This window comes from Pseudomonas sp. TMW22090, from assembly GCF_022496665.1.
In the GTDB taxonomy this organism is placed as follows: domain Bacteria; phylum Pseudomonadota; class Gammaproteobacteria; order Pseudomonadales; family Pseudomonadaceae; genus Aquipseudomonas; species Aquipseudomonas gregormendelii.
Genome location: NZ_SCFH01000001.1, coordinates 1,102,925 through 1,117,819 on the forward strand (window position 1 = coordinate 1,102,925; position 14,895 = coordinate 1,117,819).

15 protein-coding genes are annotated in these 14,895 nt (G+C 61.3%); 5 read left to right on the top strand and 10 right to left on the bottom strand.

The genetic code is table 11. The features are described from left to right. Positions 1-21: 21 nt before the first annotated feature. From EQV97_RS05050 to EQV97_RS05060, 3 genes are read right to left on the bottom strand one after another with little or no spacing between them, the layout of a single operon-like run. Positions 22-891, bottom strand: a complete 870-nt coding sequence (locus tag EQV97_RS05050; protein ID WP_240888560.1) for a rhomboid family intramembrane serine protease — start codon at positions 889-891, stop codon at positions 22-24. After that, on the bottom strand, positions 888-1,859 hold the full coding sequence (locus tag EQV97_RS05055; protein ID WP_122839671.1) for a metallophosphoesterase: 972 nt from the start codon (positions 1,857-1,859) through the stop codon (positions 888-890). Before EQV97_RS05055 ends, EQV97_RS05050 begins: the two co-directional genes overlap by 4 nt. After that, positions 1,859-2,749 carry an NAD(+) kinase gene (locus EQV97_RS05060; RefSeq protein ID WP_010459816.1) on the bottom strand — a complete coding sequence of 297 codons (891 nt, stop codon included), beginning with the start codon at positions 2,747-2,749 and terminating at the stop codon, positions 1,859-1,861. Before EQV97_RS05060 ends, EQV97_RS05055 begins: the two co-directional genes overlap by 1 nt. 112 nt (positions 2,750-2,861) lie before the next feature. On the opposite strand from EQV97_RS05060, the gene EQV97_RS05065 reads away from it, so the two are divergent. Next, entirely contained in the window at positions 2,862-3,812 is a 951-nt protein-coding gene (locus EQV97_RS05065) for a DUF1853 family protein (RefSeq protein WP_240888561.1), read from the top strand. 54 nt (positions 3,813-3,866) lie between these two features. Here the strand turns inward: EQV97_RS05065 and EQV97_RS05070 are convergent, their stop codons facing one another. Both EQV97_RS05070 and EQV97_RS05075 read right to left on the bottom strand, forming a co-directional pair. Next, a complete protein-coding gene (locus tag EQV97_RS05070; RefSeq protein ID WP_122839669.1) occupies positions 3,867-5,150 on the bottom strand; it encodes an arsenic transporter in 1,284 nt (427 codons plus the stop codon). A 75-nt stretch (positions 5,151-5,225) separates the two neighbouring features. Next, complete coding sequence (locus EQV97_RS05075) at positions 5,226-5,786, bottom strand: NAD(P)H-dependent oxidoreductase (RefSeq protein WP_122839668.1); 561 nt, start codon at positions 5,784-5,786, stop codon at positions 5,226-5,228. 175 nt (positions 5,787-5,961) lie between these two features. Between EQV97_RS05075 and EQV97_RS05080 the strand changes: the two genes are divergently transcribed. Together EQV97_RS05080 and EQV97_RS05085 are read left to right on the top strand one after the other, a co-directional pair. Continuing rightward, on the top strand, positions 5,962-6,222 hold the full coding sequence (locus EQV97_RS05080; RefSeq protein WP_045061599.1) for a hypothetical protein: 261 nt from the start codon (positions 5,962-5,964) through the stop codon (positions 6,220-6,222). 88 nt (positions 6,223-6,310) lie between these two features. Next, positions 6,311-7,204, top strand: coding sequence for a LysR substrate-binding domain-containing protein (locus EQV97_RS05085; RefSeq protein ID WP_122839667.1), 894 nt, complete (start codon positions 6,311-6,313; stop codon positions 7,202-7,204). Here the strand turns inward: EQV97_RS05085 and EQV97_RS05090 are convergent. The 5 genes from EQV97_RS05090 to EQV97_RS05110 form a co-directional block, all read right to left on the bottom strand. Continuing rightward, positions 7,170-7,784 carry a GNAT family N-acetyltransferase gene (locus EQV97_RS05090; RefSeq protein ID WP_122839666.1) on the bottom strand — a complete coding sequence of 205 codons (615 nt, stop codon included), beginning with the start codon at positions 7,782-7,784 and terminating at the stop codon, positions 7,170-7,172. The two genes, EQV97_RS05085 and EQV97_RS05090, sit on opposite strands and share 35 nt — an antisense overlap. A gap of 14 nt (positions 7,785-7,798) precedes the next feature. Continuing rightward, entirely contained in the window at positions 7,799-10,054 is a 2,256-nt protein-coding gene (locus tag EQV97_RS05095; RefSeq protein WP_240888562.1) for an Orn/Lys/Arg decarboxylase N-terminal domain-containing protein, read from the bottom strand. A 173-nt stretch (positions 10,055-10,227) separates the two neighbouring features. After that, complete coding sequence (gene dnaQ, locus EQV97_RS05100; protein ID WP_122839664.1) at positions 10,228-10,986, bottom strand: DNA polymerase III subunit epsilon; 759 nt, start codon at positions 10,984-10,986, stop codon at positions 10,228-10,230. Positions 10,987-11,204: 218 nt separating this feature from the next. After that, positions 11,205-11,657 (bottom strand): ribonuclease HI, encoded by a 453-nt coding sequence (gene rnhA, locus EQV97_RS05105; RefSeq protein WP_122839663.1) that lies wholly within the window; start codon positions 11,655-11,657, stop codon positions 11,205-11,207. A 92-nt stretch (positions 11,658-11,749) separates the two neighbouring features. Beyond that, on the bottom strand, positions 11,750-12,508 hold the full coding sequence (locus EQV97_RS05110; protein WP_122839662.1) for a methyltransferase domain-containing protein: 759 nt from the start codon (positions 12,506-12,508) through the stop codon (positions 11,750-11,752). Positions 12,509-12,573: 65 nt separating this feature from the next. Here EQV97_RS05110 and gloB point away from each other — a divergent pair, with 65 nt between their 5' ends. Continuing rightward, positions 12,574-13,341, top strand: coding sequence for a hydroxyacylglutathione hydrolase (gene gloB / locus EQV97_RS05115; RefSeq protein WP_240888563.1), 768 nt, complete (start codon positions 12,574-12,576; stop codon positions 13,339-13,341). 99 nt (positions 13,342-13,440) lie between these two features. Next, positions 13,441-14,874: a transglycosylase SLT domain-containing protein gene (locus tag EQV97_RS05120; RefSeq protein WP_122839660.1), complete on the top strand. Its 1,434-nt coding sequence runs from the start codon at positions 13,441-13,443 to the stop codon at positions 14,872-14,874. Positions 14,875-14,895 lie beyond the last annotated feature (21 nt).

Below are 14,895 nucleotides of genomic sequence, written 5' to 3' on the forward strand. Positions count from 1 at the left end.
TCTTTATTCACAGCAAAAAATTCAGGCAGCCAGTTTACGGCGGTTGTACAAACCGCCCAACAGGCCTGTGAAGCATCCGATGAGTAACCCGCCGACGTGGGCGGCGTTGGCAATTTCGCCGAAGCCGATCATCGAGACCAGCCCGGACAGGCACAGCACCAGCCATACCAGCATCATCACCAGCACGCCGCGCGGCAGGCGATACGCCGGGTTGGGCGACAGCAACTGGAAGATCCAGCAGTGCCCGAGCAGGCCATACAGCACCCCGGATAACCCGCCGAACAGGGTCGGGCCGCTGTACAGGTACTGGGCATAATTGGACACCAGGCTGAACAGCAGCGTCAGGCCGACCAGGTTGATGCTGCCCTGGCGCGACTCTATGCGCCGCCCCAGCTCCCAGTACCACATGCCGTTCATGGCCAGGTGCAGGATGCCGAAGTGAATCAGCATCGGCGTCACCAGGCGCCACCACTGCCCCGCCGCCAGGCTATCCGCCAGCGGCACGAAGTGGATGTACTCGCCGACGATGCGGAAATCAAGGAAGGTCAGCCAGCGCATCGTGTCGAGGTTCTCCCCCAGCAACGTGACCGCGCCAACGATGATACTCAGCAGCAGCACCAGCGCCGTGGCCTTGGCGTAGCGCAGTTGCTCGACAAAACCGGGGCGATGAGAGGTTTGTGTTTGCGGGATGTCCAGTTGCTGGTCGGGGTCGCCGGCAGGAAAACGCTCGTACAGTGAGCGCACGTCTTCGCTGATGTTGGCCGGCACCCAGAGCACCTGCTCACCCGCCTCCTCGCTGACCCGGTGCGGCACCTGCATGCGCTGCAGCAGCTTGACGAATCCGCTCAGGTCCACCGCCAGCGGCAGGCGCAATACGGCCACCGTACTCATTGCAACACCTCCGGGCGCTCGACATCGACCCAGACGAACTTGTTCGGATCGAGGCGGGTTTCCTGGTCCAGGCGATAGGCGACCAGTTTACCGTAAAGCACCGCGCTGTAATCCAGGCAGGCCAGGTTCGGGCGAATCGGCGCCGGTTTGCCGCTGCGCCAGTAATGCCCGACGAACAGCAACGGCTCGTGCGCACCATAGCGCAGCAGATTGGTTTTTTCGGAAGAGGACAGCGGCGTCCGGGCCACCGGATCAGGCAAGGCGTCAGGCTGGAACACAATGTCTCCGTAGGTTTGCGGGTCGTCTTCCCAGAACTTGGTGCGAAAGAACGAACGCGTCAGGCCATCGCCACTGGTCATGGTCAAGCCATCGGGCAGGCGCATGTCAGTGCCGCGCAACAGCCGGTCGAACACGGTGCAGGCAAAACTGCCGGGCACGGCCGAGGCCTGGAGGAAATGTTCATCGACGCAGCCGTTGGGGAACAGCGCACGCAGCGGGTCGATCAGGCCGGCATCCCAACAGGCATGCACCACCCTGAATCGCCCGGCATCGACGAACAGCGGCATTTCGTAAAACCATTGCAGGAAGTCGTGCCAGTCGGCCGGATGGTCCTCGAACTGGGTCAGGGTTTCATGCAGCAGTCGCGCGTGGCGCGGGGTGTGTTCGCGCACGAACTGCTTGCCGCTGCCCGGCAGCGCCGGCGTGCTCCAGCCCAGGGCGTTGAACTCGTGATTACCCATGATGCACAGCGCCTGGCCGGCTTCGACCATGTCATGGACAATATGCAGGGCCTCGCGAATGCGCGGGCCGCGGTCGATGATATCGCCCACGAACACCGCCATGCGCGACGTGTGCCGCCAGACGCCACCCTGCTTTTGATAACCGAGCCGGTCGAGCAAGTGCTCAAGGGTCAGAGCGCAACCGTGCACGTCACCGATCAGGTCGTAGCTACGCGCGGGATCAAGCATCAGTCGCCTCCACCACCCAGCCGGCTGCCCCAGCCGAGCTTGGTCCGGCAGACTTCATAATAGTTATGGTCCAGCGGGTGGATCAGCCGCAGCTTCTGGGCTTTTTTGCTGATGGTGATGGTGTCACCCGGGGCGCAGGTGAAATGGTTCTGCCCATCACAGGAGACTTGCGGATAGATCTGCATATCCTTGGACACGACGATTTTCAGCTCACTGTTGCCATCGACCACGATTGGCCGTCCCGACAAGGTATGGGGGTACATCGGCACAATCACAATAGCGTCGAGCTTGGGGTGCATGATCGGGCCGCCCGCTGACAGCGCATACGCCGTAGAACCGGTCGGCGTGGCGACAATCAGGCCGTCGGCTTTCTGGCTGCAGACGAACTGGCCGTCGATGTACAGCTCGAACTCGATCATTCGCGTGGACTTGCCCGGGTGCAGCACCACGTCGTTCAGTGCATCGCCCTGGCCGATGGCCTCGGCGTGCCGGCGGACTTCAGCCTGGAGCAAAAAGCGGTTTTCCACCAGGTAGTGGCCGTCGAGCACTTCGGCGACTTTGACTTCCAGCTCATCGGGGCGGATGTCGGTCAGGAAGCCCAGGCTGCCGCGGTTGATGCCCAATACCGGAATATTATGGCGGGCCAGCGCCCGTGCCGCGCCGAGCAGGCTGCCGTCACCGCCGACCACAATCACCATGTCGCACACTTCGCCGAGCATCTTGCGCGATGAGGTCTGCAGGCCATGCCCTGGCAATACTTCGGCGATGGTGTCTTCCAGGATCACGTGCAGGTGACGATCAAGCAGGAACCGTTTCAGTCGGCGAACGGTATCCAGCACCTGCGAACTGCCGAGGCGACCGATGATGCCGATATTACGAAATTGCTCCATGGGGCCCCTAGGGTCTGTGTCGGCGAAAAACACGATTATGGGCGAAACCCGGCCGCAGACAAAATCCTTTCAGCCACAAGGGGCTACTCGTGTTTCAGGCTATGCTCGCAAGATGATCCTATTTCCAGATTTGCTGCAGTTGCCCCACCAGCTACGCCATCCCGAGGTGCGTGATCTGGCGTGGGTCATTCTCGCGCCGCCAATGCTCAGCGAGACGCCATGGCCGCAGCGCCATCCGCTGGCCGGTAGCGACTGGGTACAGGCGCCGCAGCACCTGGAACACTGGCTGCGCCAGCTCGATCGTGACAGTTATGACTTACTGCACTGGCTGGCCCAGGCCCGGACCCGGCGCCTGGGTTTGTATTACGAGCGCCTTTGGCAGTACGCCGTGCGCAATGCGCCCGGCATCGAGCTGATCGCAGCGAATCTGCCGATCCGCCGCGAGGGTCACACCTTGGGCGAACTGGACATGCTGTTGCGCGATCGCGACGGCGTGCACCATCTGGAGCTGGCGATCAAGCTGTACCTCGGCCCGCAGCATGGCGATGGCCGGGATACCGGGCAATGGCTGGGGCCCGGCTGTCACGACCGGCTTGACCGCAAGCTGGCGCACCTGAGCCAGCACCAACTGCCCATTTCGGCGCGCCCGGAAAGCCGTGCCGTGTTGGCGGCCCTCGATATCCAGCAGTTCAGCGCGCACCTGTGGCTCGGCGGGTACTTGCTGTATCCCTGGCCGGGCACAGCCGAGCCACCCAGCGGCGCACATCCCCAGCATCTGCGCGGCAGCTGGCTGCATCAGAAAGACTGGGCGACATTCGTTACCCAGCGCCCCGGTGGACGCTGGCAGCCCCTGCCCCGCCATGCCTGGCTTGCGCCTGCCCACTACCCCGCAGAACAAACCTGGAACCAGGAGCAACTGGAGGCCTGGTTGGGCGAACTTGAACCGCTGGCGCCGGCGCAGCTACTGGTGCGGCTGGTGGAAAATGCCGAGGGGGATTGGCAGGAAGCCGAACGGTTGTTTCTGGTGGCTGATCTTTGGCCGAATGTACCGGGTGGTGGTTGAGCTTTTTGATGATCCCTGTGGGAGCAAGGCTTGCCCGCGATGGGTCCACCTCGGTCACAGGGTTAACCGCACCGCCAGAGCCGCCAGGGTCACCAGCAGCACCGGCACCGTCAGCACAATCCCGACTTTGAAGTAATACCCCCAACCGATCTTGATTCCCTTGCGCTCCAGTACATGCAGCCACAGCAAAGTGGCCAGGCTGCCGATGGGCGTGATCTTTGGCCCCAGGTCGCTGCCGATCACGTTGGCATAAATCATCGCCTCCTTCACGACACCGGTCGCCTGACTGGCATCGATCGACAGCAGGCCGATCAACACCGTCGGCAGGTTGTTCATGATCGACGACAGCAGCGCCGTCAGCACGCCGGTACCCATCGCCGCACCCCAGACGCCATACCCGGCAAAGCCGTCCAGCCAACCGGCCAGATAACCCGTGAGCCCGGCGTTGCGCAGGCCATACACCACCAGGTACATGCCCAGGGAAAAAATCACGATATGCCAGGGAGCCTCCTTGAGGACCTTGCGCGTGGAGATCTTGTGGCCTTGCGCGGCAACCACCCAGAGCAGAGCCGCACAGACGGCAGAAATGGCACTGATCGGAATCCCCAGCGGCTCGAGGGCAAAACAGCCCACCAGCAAGATGACCAAGACCGCCCAGCCGGCATAAAAAGTCGCCTTGTCATGGATAGCACTGGCCGGCTCTTCCAGCTGTTCGGGGTCGTAATCCTTGGGGATATCACGGCGGAAATACCACAGCAGCACACCCAGGGTGGCCGCGACGCTGACCAGGTTGACCGGCACCATCACCGCTGCGTAGCGATTGAAACCGATGTTAAAGAAGTCGGCGGAGACGATGTTGACCAGGTTCGACACCACCAGCGGCAAGCTGGCCGTGTCGGCGATAAAACCTGCGCCCATCACGAACGCCAGCGTCGCGGCAGGCGAAAACCGCAGTGCCAGCAACATGGAAATCACGATAGGCGTGAGAATCAGTGCAGCCCCGTCATTGGCGAACAACGCCGAGACCAGTGCACCGAGCAACACCATGAAGGCAAACAGTTTGCGTCCGCTGCCGCGCCCCCACCGGGCGACATGCAGCGCCGCCCAGGCGAAGAACCCCGCCTCGTCCAGCAACAGGCTGATAATGATCAGCGCAATGAACGTCCCGGTGGCGTTCCAGATGATCTGCCACACCAGCGGGATATCGCTCCAGTGCACTGCGCCGAAAACCAGTGCCAGCACGGCGCCCAGCACTGCACTCCAGCCGACACCCAGGCCTTTGGGTTGCCAGATCACCAGGGTAATGGTCAGCAGGAAAATCAGCGAGGCGGTGAGCATGCAGGAGCAGCCTTCAAAAATCGATGCAACATACAGGATCCCGAAGACCGCTCCTATCCCAATGAACGCTGTTTATCAGACCTTCTTGTGCTGCTCGACCCAGCGCCCGTAAGCGTCAATGAATTTCTGCAAAAACGGCCTCACCGACTCGGACAGCTTGCCCGCCTCATCAAACGCCGACCCCGCCCCACTCAGGTACGCTTCCGGTTGCTGCATGAGTGGCACGTCGAGAAACACCATGGACTGGCGCAGGTGATGATTGGCACCAAAGCCGCCGATCGCCCCCGGGGACACGCTGATCACCGCGCCTGGCTTGCCACTCCAGGCGCTCTGCCCGTAAGGCCGCGAACCCACGTCAATTGCGTTTTTCAACGGGGCCGGCACAGAACGGTTGTATTCCGGAGTGACGAACAGCACTGCGTCGGATGAACTCACGTGTTGCCGGAAAGTACTGTAGGCTGCCGGCGGTGATTCACCATCAATGTCTTCGTTATAAAGCGCCAGGTCGCCGATTTCGACGATTTCCAGCTTGAGATTTGGCGGAGCCAGATCAGCCAGGGCCAGTGCGACCTTGCGGTTGATCGATTCCTTTCTCAAGCTGCCGACCACGACGGCGACCGAATAGACGTTGCTCATGGAAGATTCTCGACTGTTCAACGGAAAGAACCTGTAGTTATAGATGACGATTCACCCAGGACGCGACCGAAAATTCGCCCCTGTGACTATTTTTTTCTTGCAAGAAAACTTACTTCGCCCAAGCACGGTCTACACACCGCAAATTGAGTGATTTATCTCCAGAGGTTCTAAGCAGATGGCAGCAGTACTTGTCGGTCAGTTCCATGCAAGAGATGCGGAAGGCCGCGTCTATTCAGTGCATGAGTTCCAGGAATCCACCCCGTCGGCAGACGGCCTAACCGGCTCGGTGCCTGTCACCACCTACAAACTGGCCATCGGCGACCGGGTCAAGAAGCTCGATGACAACCAGTTCCTGCTGATCCAATCGGACGTGACCATCGTTCGCGAGCCGGATACCTACGTCGGCAAGCTGCCGGAAACGAACGTCGCCTCATAACCTGCCGTTATGAGCAGAAGTCAGATGCACGGACATGAGTTAGGATTCAAACACTGAATCCTTCATCTGCCGAACATGGACTTCACGCATGCGTTTACGTCATATCGAAGTCATCCAGGCGCTGTTGCAGACCGGTCACCTGGGCACCGCAGCCGAATGGTTGCAGTTGCCAGTGGCCGAGGTGGAACGCACCCTGCGCGACGCTGAAGACCAGCTGGGATTCATGCTGTTTTCCAGCGTGCGTGGTCGCCTGCAAGCCACGCGAGAAGCGCGGGAGTTGCAGGTTGAAATTGCCCACGTCTATGAAGCACTTGAGCCGGTCCAGCGCCTGGCCAGCAGCCTGAAGCAATACCAGGCGCCCCCGCTGCGAATCATCTGCACTGCGCCCCTGGCGCACAAACTATTGCCCCACGCCATTGCCGCCCTGCGCCGGCGTCTTCCCGACGCACCCTGCACCCTGCTGACCCAACCGACCCGCGACATCGTCAAGCGTCTGCTCCTGCGCGAAGCCGACCTGGGCCTGAGCCTGCACGACCCGGACCATGCCGACATCGATTGCCAGGCCATCGCCCAAGGCAAGATCCAGCTGCTGGCACCCCATGGCTGGTTGCAACCCAAACAGAAATACATTTCGCTGCAGGACCTGGCAGGCCAGTCGATGGTCGGCCTCGACGGTCATGATCCGCTGAGCCTGGCCCTGGAGCACAAACTGCACGCGCTGCGCCCGGTCCCGGTCATCCACATCCGGGTGCAGACGCACCAGATGATGCGCAGCATGGTCGAAGCCGGGGAAGGCCTGGCGCTGGTAGACCCGTTCACCGCCCTGGGTGCCAGGCACGCCGAACTGGACACCTGCCCATTGGCACCCGCGGTGCCGATCAGCCTGTATGCCCTGCGCCTGAAGAACGCCGAACCTTCACCGGCGGCTCAGGCCCTGCTGGAGATCATCACGGAACAAGCCGTGACGATGTTGGCGAACTGAGTGGCATGACCAGCGGATCATCAAACAATCGATACCAGAACAGCGCGACCTCGGCCGTATTGGGATCGATGCCGCGATAACGCAGGTAATCAATACCGCCTACCACGTAGCCGCAGCGCTCGTAGAGGCGACAGGCACCCAGGTTGTTGTTCTGGGTTTCGAGCATGATGCCTGGCAGCTTCTTTTTCCGCGTCCAGAACTGCGCGACATCCAGCAGGGCTTTGGCGACACCGTGGCGCCGCGCCGGTGCATGCACCGCCAGTTCGTCGATATGGGCAAAGCCGTTCCAGTTGGTGCTGACCACCAGATGGCCTACGGGCTCATCGTCCAGATAAGCCATGAACACCGCGCTGTCAGCCGCATCGCGAAAACTGCTGAACTCTTCAGGGTCAATTCCGTAGCACTTGCGATACGGCGTGATGGGCGTCACGGGCCACTGCTCCACTGGCTTGCCGACTTCGGCGGCGACGTAAGCCGAGACTTCGAAACTGAAATCGCTGCCCCAGATATAGGGGGCAAATCCATCGTCGGCGACTCGTACCGACAGCCCTGGGTATTTGGGATTCATAACCGGTTGCATGCTGGGAAAGGTCCTCATTCCTTGATGCAATCGACGGTGTAGTGCCGTCCATTGCCCTCATCTTCGTGTTGCAAGCCGTGCACATCGGCGACAAAGCCGGGAAAGCTGCTGTCGAATGTGCGGGCAAATGCCAGGTAATCGTTGATTGAACGGGTGGCGTCGGTAAAACGCTCGCCGGGCATGATCAACGGGATTCCTGGCGGATAGGGTACCAGCATCACGGCAGCGATCCGCCCATCCAGGGCATCGATCGACACCGCTTCAACGTCGCCGCGCACCAGGTGATCATAGGCGTCAGACGGTTTCATGGCGATCTGTGGCAATACGGTGTACATGCGCTTGAGGTGTTTGGCCGTGGCGTTGCTGCGGTAACAGGCGTGCAGTTGGTCACACAAGTCACGCAAGCCCATGCCCCGATAGCGATCGGCATCCTCTTGCGCTATGCAGGGCAGGCAGCTCGCCAGGCTGACGTTGGCATCGTAGCTGCGCTTGAATTCCAGCAACTCAGTGAGCAAGGTGCTCCATTTGCCTTTGGTAATGCCCATGGAAAACAGCACCAGGAACGAATACAGCCCGGTTTTTTCCACCACCAGGCCGCGCTCCCAGAGGAATTTGCTGACCACTGCCGCCGGAATCCCGCGCTCGCTCAAGGCACCTCCCGCCGTGAGGCCGGGCATCACCAGGGTGACCTTGATCGGGTCGAGCAGCACGTAATCGTCGGTTACACCAGCAAAGCCGTGCCAGTCGGCGTCGGGCTGCAGCAACCAGTCTTCGGTGACCACCTGCTTGATGCCTTCCACCGAAGGCGGCTGCCAGATCGAAAACCACCAGTCATCGGCGGCGATGTGCTGGCGCAGGTTGGCCAGGACGCGCCGAAAACTCAGGGCTTCATCGAACATTTCCTGCAGCAGCGAGCGCCCCGAAGGCCCTTCCATCATCGCCGACGCCACATCCAGCGAAGCGATGATGCTGTACTGCGGCGAAGTGGAGATGTGCATCATGAAGGCTTCGTTGAAGCGATCGCGGTCCAGTTGGCGCGCCCCACCGTCCTGCACGTGAATCATCGAAGCCTGGCTGAACGCCGCCAGCAGCTTGTGCGTGGAATGGGTGGTAAAGACCAGCGGGCTGTCCGCGCTGCGCGAGGTGCCCATGCCGTAGCGGCCGGCGAAGAACTCATGGAAGGCCGCATAGGCGTACCAGGCCTCGTCGAAATGCAGCACCTCGACGCTGTTGCCCAGGCTCTGCTTGATCAGTTCGGCGTTGTAGCAAAGGCCGTCGTAGGTCGAATTGGTCACCACCGCCAGCTTGACCTTGGGCGCCCGCCCTTTGGTCAACGGACTGGCATCGATCTTGGCCTGGATCGTCTCGCGGCTGAATTCGCTCAAGGGAATCGGGCCGATAATCCCCAGCTCATTGCGCTCCGGGCACAGGTACAGCGGAATCGCCCCGGTCATGATGATCGAATGCAGTACCGACTTGTGACAGTTGCGGTCCACCAGCACCAGGTCATCCCGGGCGACCATTGAATGCCAGACGATCTTGTTGGCGGTGGACGTGCCGTTGATGACGAAGAAGGTGTGATCGGCACCAAAGTTACGCGCCGCGCGCGCCTCGGCTTCGGCCAGGGGGCCGGTGTGGTCCAGCAGGGAGCCCAACTCGGGAACCGACACCGACAGGTCCGAGCGCAGGGTGTTTTCCCCGAAGAACTGATGAAACGCCTGCCCTACCGGACTCTTGTGATAGGCCACGCCACCACCATGCCCGGGGGTGTGCCACGAATAATTGGAGTCAGCGGTATGCTGCACCAGCGCCTTGAAGAACGGCGGCAACAGACCGTCGAGGTATTTGCGTGCCGCGCGGGCGACCTGGCGGGCCAGAAATGGCACGGTGTCTTCGAACAGATACAGGATGCCGCGAAGCTGGTTGAGCTCGGCCATGGCATCCGCCGGAGCGTTTTCCAGGGTCACCTGCTCACCGAGGGCAAAGATGGGCAGATCCGGCGCGCGAACCCGGGCCAGTCCGATCAGCTCGGCCATATTCTGTAACAAATGTGAATTGGCGCTGGCGTCTTCACTGGCGATCAACATGCAGGAAAGACCGTGATGGGTCGAAGCAACCAGGCGTCCCTCGGCGTAGTCCGTCGCCGAGACAATGCTGAAGCCTTCCTGCTCCAGCTCCCGGGCGATGCCGCGCACCCGGTCACCGGCGACGGTGTCGGCCTTGATGTCGCGATGGACGATCAATACCGGGAATTTCAAGTCTTTATACATTGGGCTCAGGATCCTGAGGCGGCAGCCCCAAGTCTGCCAATCTCCTCAGGGTAGAGGGTTGGAGCGGATGTGGCGAGTGGGGACGCCCTGAAATGGGTCAGTGCCTCTTCACCCTCCCGTAGGAGCTGCCGAGTGAAACGAGGCTGCGATCTTTACCCAGACTACACCGAGACCTACGCCGAAGCCTCAGCCTCAACCAGCTGCTGCCACAACGCCGGAGCCCCCGCCGCCTTGGCGATCGCCTCCAACCGCGCCACATGCTGGGCCAGGTCGTCCTCACTGGCGCGGATGATCCGCGTCGGCTGGCGATCTGCCGGCAGGCGGCGTATCTCGGTCGCCGAATTATCCGCCCCTTCGCCCGAGCCATTGCCATCGGAGGCGTTACCGGCCAGCGACAGGCTGGTCTGGCCACCGGTCATGGTCAGGTAGACGTCCGCCAGGATCTCGGAGTCGAGCAAGGCGCCGTGCAGCTCACGGCCCGAGTTGTCGACGCCGTAGCGCTTGCACAGGGCATCCAGGCTGTTGCGCTGCCCCGGGTGACGTTCCCGGGCCATCATCAGGGTGTCGAGGATCGAGCAATGCCGGGTGATGTCGGCGCGATCGTGCTGGCCCATCAGGGCGAATTCGTTGTTGATGAAGCCAACGTCGAACGCCGCGTTGTGGATGATCAGCTGTGCACCCTTGATGAATTCGAAGAACTCATCGGCCACTTCGTTGAAGCGCGGCTTGCCCACCAGGAATTCGTTGGTGATGCCGTGCACGCCAATCGCGCCTTCGTCACTCTCGCGATCAGGTTGCAGGTAGACATGGAAGTGCCGGCCGGTCAGACGCCGACCGAGCAGCTCGACACAGCCGATTTCGATAATCCGGTGGCCATCGGTCACCGGCATGCCGGTGGTTTCGGTATCGAGTACAACGGATCTGGTGGCCATCAGTGCTCAGCTCTCAACGGGTGAATCTTGAAAAAGCGCGAATGTTAACACGCTGGCGGATGCCTTAGAGCACAGGGTCCTGTGTAGGAGCTGCCGCAGGTTGCGATCTTTTGATCTGCGTTCTAAAAACAAGATCAAAAGATCGCAGCCTGCGGCAGCTCCTACGGAAATTTGATCTGCGCTCTGAAAACAAGATCAAAAGATCGCGCCCAGGGCTTTCAGGTTTGTTTGAAGCCGCGCACTTCATCGACGCCACGGTTAGCCAGCTGGTCCGCCCGCTCGTTGCCATGATGGCCAATGTGCCCGCGCACCCACTTCCAGGTGACATTGTGGCGATTGACCTGCTCGTCCAGCAGCTTCCACAGATCAGCGTTTTTTACCGGCTCTTTCGCCGCCGTCTTCCAGCCACGTTTCTTCCAGTTGTCCATCCACTCGTTGATGCCCTTCATCACGTACTGCGAGTCGGTCACCAGCAGCACGTCGCAGGAGCGCTTCAGTTCTTCGAGGCCACGGATCGCTCCCATCAACTCCATGCGATTGTTGGTGGTGTTGGCTTCGCCACCCCAGAGTTCTTTTTCAACGCCCTTGCACACCAGCAATGCGCCCCAGCCGCCAGGGCCGGGATTGCCCTTGCAGGCGCCGTCGGTGAAGAGTTCTACGCTATCGCTCATGCCAACCTTTCCAGAAAAATGCCGAGGCTCGCCGATCCGTGATCGACGATGCCCGAGGCCGGGGTCAACCCGGCCGGGAATAAAAGTGTGTCTTACGGTTCGATGCGGCGACGGTTGACCTTGGCCATCGGCAAGGGAATCAACTTGCCCATGGGCTCACGGCGCTCCTGGCGCAGGGGGCGCAAACCGACCACGATCTTGCGTGCCACCAGCAGATAGAAGCCGCCACCGGACAACTGCCAGTCACCGGCCTTGCGCTCCCAACCGGCCAACCGGGTCTGCCATGCCGGGGAAGCAAGCGGCGGACGATAGCACCCGAAGCGGCGTTTCTCCAGCGCGAAGCCCAGCAGGTTCAGCCAGTCCCCGACCCGCGAAGGCGATATGCAACGGGCCTTGCGCAAGCCGTCATGGGCAAATACGTGCCGCAACCCCCAGGTGCTCCAGGGGTTGATGCCGATAATCAGCAGGTGCCCACCTGGCCGCACGCTGCTGGCGGCCTCACGCAGCAAGCCGTGTGGCGACAGGCAGAAATCCAGCCCATGCTGCAGCACCACGACGTCGGCGGCATGTTCGCTCAAGGGCCAGGCCTGTTCCTCGCAGACGATTTCCACGCCGGGCAGCGGCGCGCCCAGGCGCACATTGCGCTGCACCTGCGGCGCCGACGGAGGCGTTTGAGCCGATGGGCCGTAGTGCACCAGATAGCCACCAAAGAAGCGCCCCAGCTCGTCTTCGAGCATGCGCCGCTCTTCATCCAGGAGAAATTGCCCAATCGGGCCGGACAGCCACTCACGGGCTGCGCTGATCAAATCCAGCCAGTCAGGGTCAGCCTGAGCGAACGCTTTATCGGTCATTGCATTCTCCAACGCGCCAGGAAGTTCTAAGATGCGCCAATGTTTTCCGCTTGGCGAATCCGACGATGATACAGATCAGTGCCCTGCCTGCCTTTACCGACAACTACATCTGGTTGTTACAGGACCACACTACCCAGCGCTGCGCCGTGGTCGATCCCGGTGACGCCGCGCCCGTGCAGGCCTGGCTTGCGGCCCATCCGGGCTGGGTGTTGAGCGATATCCTGATCACCCATCACCACCATGATCACGTCGGCGGCGTGGAAGTGCTCAAGAGCGCGACCGACGCGACGGTCTACGGCCCGGCCAGCGAGCGCATCCCGGCCCGCGACGTGGCGCTCAAGGACAACGACCGGGTCAGCGTGCTGGGCTGGGAGTTCGATGTCCTTGCCGTTCCCGGCCACACCCTGGGGCACATCGCCTTCTATCATCATGGCCTGCTGTTCTGCGGCGACACCCTGTTCGCTGCCGGTTGCGGCCGCCTGTTCGAGGGCACCGCGGAGCAAATGCATACCTCCCTGAACCGGCTTGCAGCCCTTCCCGAGGATACGCTGGTGTACTGCACCCATGAATACACCCTGAGCAATCTGCGCTTCGCTGTCGCGGTCGAGCCCGGCAATCCGCACACGGTCGAACGCCTGGGCAAAGTCACGCAAATGCGCGAATCCGGGATCATGACGCTGCCCTCGACGCTCGCCCTGGAAAAGCTCACCAACCCCTTCCTGCGTGCCGGCGAAACATCTATTAAAGAAAAAGTGGACGAACGGAGCGGCACCGATAACAGCAGTCCGAGTGCGGTCTTTGCTGCCTTGCGTGCCTGGAAAGACAAGTTCTAGGGAGGCTACCGGGCGGTACGGGAATTCTCAATGGTTGACCTTGGGGGGTGCGCTTTCTAGAATCGCCCGACATTTTTGCCCGGAACTTACTTCCAGCCAATGTCGTCATCTATTCGTAAGTCCATCAATTCAGACGCATTGACCCGCCTGGCTCAAGCCATCGCGGTGGCTGTGTCCGCCACGCTGGCGGGCTGTTCAAGCCATGTGCCGCAAACCGAAGCGACACACACCCCCAACATCGCCGCTCGAGCCAAGCAGAAACCTGTCTGGCTCAGCGAAAAGCCTGTTCCGCAAATTCCACAGGACGTCTGGGAGCGCATGCGCCAGGGCTTCCAGTTGCAGGACAGCGTCGGCCTGAACCCGCGCATCGAACAACAGCGCCTGTGGTTCGCCAACAACCCGTCTTACCTCGAAAACGCCGGTGAACGCGGCAGCCTGTACATTCATTACATCGTCGAACGCCTGGAAGAACGCAACATGCCACTGGAACTGGCGCTGTTGCCAGTGATAGAAAGCTCCTACAACCCGATGGCCTATTCCCGGGCCCATGCGGTGGGTCTTTGGCAATTTATTCCTTCCACCGGGCGTTACTTCAACCTGCGCCAGAACCAGTTCTACGATGGCCGTCGCGATATCACCGCCTCGACCACTGCGGCAATGGACTACCTGACCCGCCTGCATGACATGTTCAACGGCGACTGGCTGCTGGCCCTCGCGGCCTACAACGCCGGCGAAGGTACGGTCAGCCGGGCGATCGAGCGCAATGAAAAACTGGGCTTGCCGACCGATTACTGGAACCTGCCGCTGCCGGCGGAAACCCAGGCGTATGTACCCAAGCTGCTCGCGCTGTCCCAAGTGGTGCTGGCGCCGGAAGCCTACGGGGTGAACCTCAACCCTATCGCCAACGAGCCGTACTTTAAGGTGGTCGAGATCAACCAGCGCATGGACCTGTCCAAGGTCGCTGCAGTGGCCAACATCGACGAAGACGAGCTGTTCCAGCTCAACCCGGCCTTCAAGCAGCGCACCACCACCCTCGATGGCCCCCAGCACTTGCTGGTGCCCACCTCGAAGGCGCAACTGCTGACCACCAGCCTGTCGACCATGCGCCCGGAAGAGCTGATCAGCAAGCGACCGCTCAAGCCAGTGTTCGAAGGCGCCAACAGCCCGGCCATTGCCGGCGCCAAGCGCTCCTATCGGGTCAAGCGCGGCGACAACCTGGGCACCATTGCCAAGGCGAACAAGGTCGACGTGAAGGATCTCCAGCAGTGGAACAAGCTGACCGGCAAGAACCTCAAGGTTGGCCAGACACTGGTCATGCAGGACAACGCCAAGCGCAGCGGCGGACGCGTCAACACGGTAGTCGCCGCCAACAGCAAGAAGCAGCGGACCAAGTACAAGGTCAAGCAGGGCGACTCGCTGTACATGGTCGCCAAGCGCTTTAACGTCGAGATGCAGCACCTCAAACGCTGGAACCCGCGCCTCGGCCAGGCACTCAAGCCAGGCCAGATGCTGACGGTCTACTCGCCGCACTAAAAAACAGCCCCTGGACCCAGG

Coding starts and splice junctions, on each gene's coding strand:
- EQV97_RS05050 (WP_240888560.1), bottom strand. CDS start 891: ATGAGTACGGTGGCCGTATTGCGCCTGCCGCTGGCGGTGGACCTGAGC.
- EQV97_RS05055 (WP_122839671.1), bottom strand. CDS start 1,859: ATGCTTGATCCCGCGCGTAGCTACGACCTGATCGGTGACGTGCACGGT.
- EQV97_RS05060 (WP_010459816.1), bottom strand. CDS start 2,749: ATGGAGCAATTTCGTAATATCGGCATCATCGGTCGCCTCGGCAGTTCG.
- EQV97_RS05065 (WP_240888561.1), top strand. CDS start 2,862: ATGATCCTATTTCCAGATTTGCTGCAGTTGCCCCACCAGCTACGCCAT.
- EQV97_RS05070 (WP_122839669.1), bottom strand. CDS start 5,150: ATGCTCACCGCCTCGCTGATTTTCCTGCTGACCATTACCCTGGTGATC.
- EQV97_RS05075 (WP_122839668.1), bottom strand. CDS start 5,786: ATGAGCAACGTCTATTCGGTCGCCGTCGTGGTCGGCAGCTTGAGAAAG.
- EQV97_RS05080 (WP_045061599.1), top strand. CDS start 5,962: ATGGCAGCAGTACTTGTCGGTCAGTTCCATGCAAGAGATGCGGAAGGC.
- EQV97_RS05085 (WP_122839667.1), top strand. CDS start 6,311: ATGCGTTTACGTCATATCGAAGTCATCCAGGCGCTGTTGCAGACCGGT.
- EQV97_RS05090 (WP_122839666.1), bottom strand. CDS start 7,784: ATGCAACCGGTTATGAATCCCAAATACCCAGGGCTGTCGGTACGAGTC.
- EQV97_RS05095 (WP_240888562.1), bottom strand. CDS start 10,054: ATGTATAAAGACTTGAAATTCCCGGTATTGATCGTCCATCGCGACATC.
- dnaQ (WP_122839664.1), bottom strand. CDS start 10,986: ATGGCCACCAGATCCGTTGTACTCGATACCGAAACCACCGGCATGCCG.
- rnhA (WP_122839663.1), bottom strand. CDS start 11,657: ATGAGCGATAGCGTAGAACTCTTCACCGACGGCGCCTGCAAGGGCAAT.
- EQV97_RS05110 (WP_122839662.1), bottom strand. CDS start 12,508: ATGACCGATAAAGCGTTCGCTCAGGCTGACCCTGACTGGCTGGATTTG.
- gloB (WP_240888563.1), top strand. CDS start 12,574: ATGATACAGATCAGTGCCCTGCCTGCCTTTACCGACAACTACATCTGG.
- EQV97_RS05120 (WP_122839660.1), top strand. CDS start 13,441: ATGTCGTCATCTATTCGTAAGTCCATCAATTCAGACGCATTGACCCGC.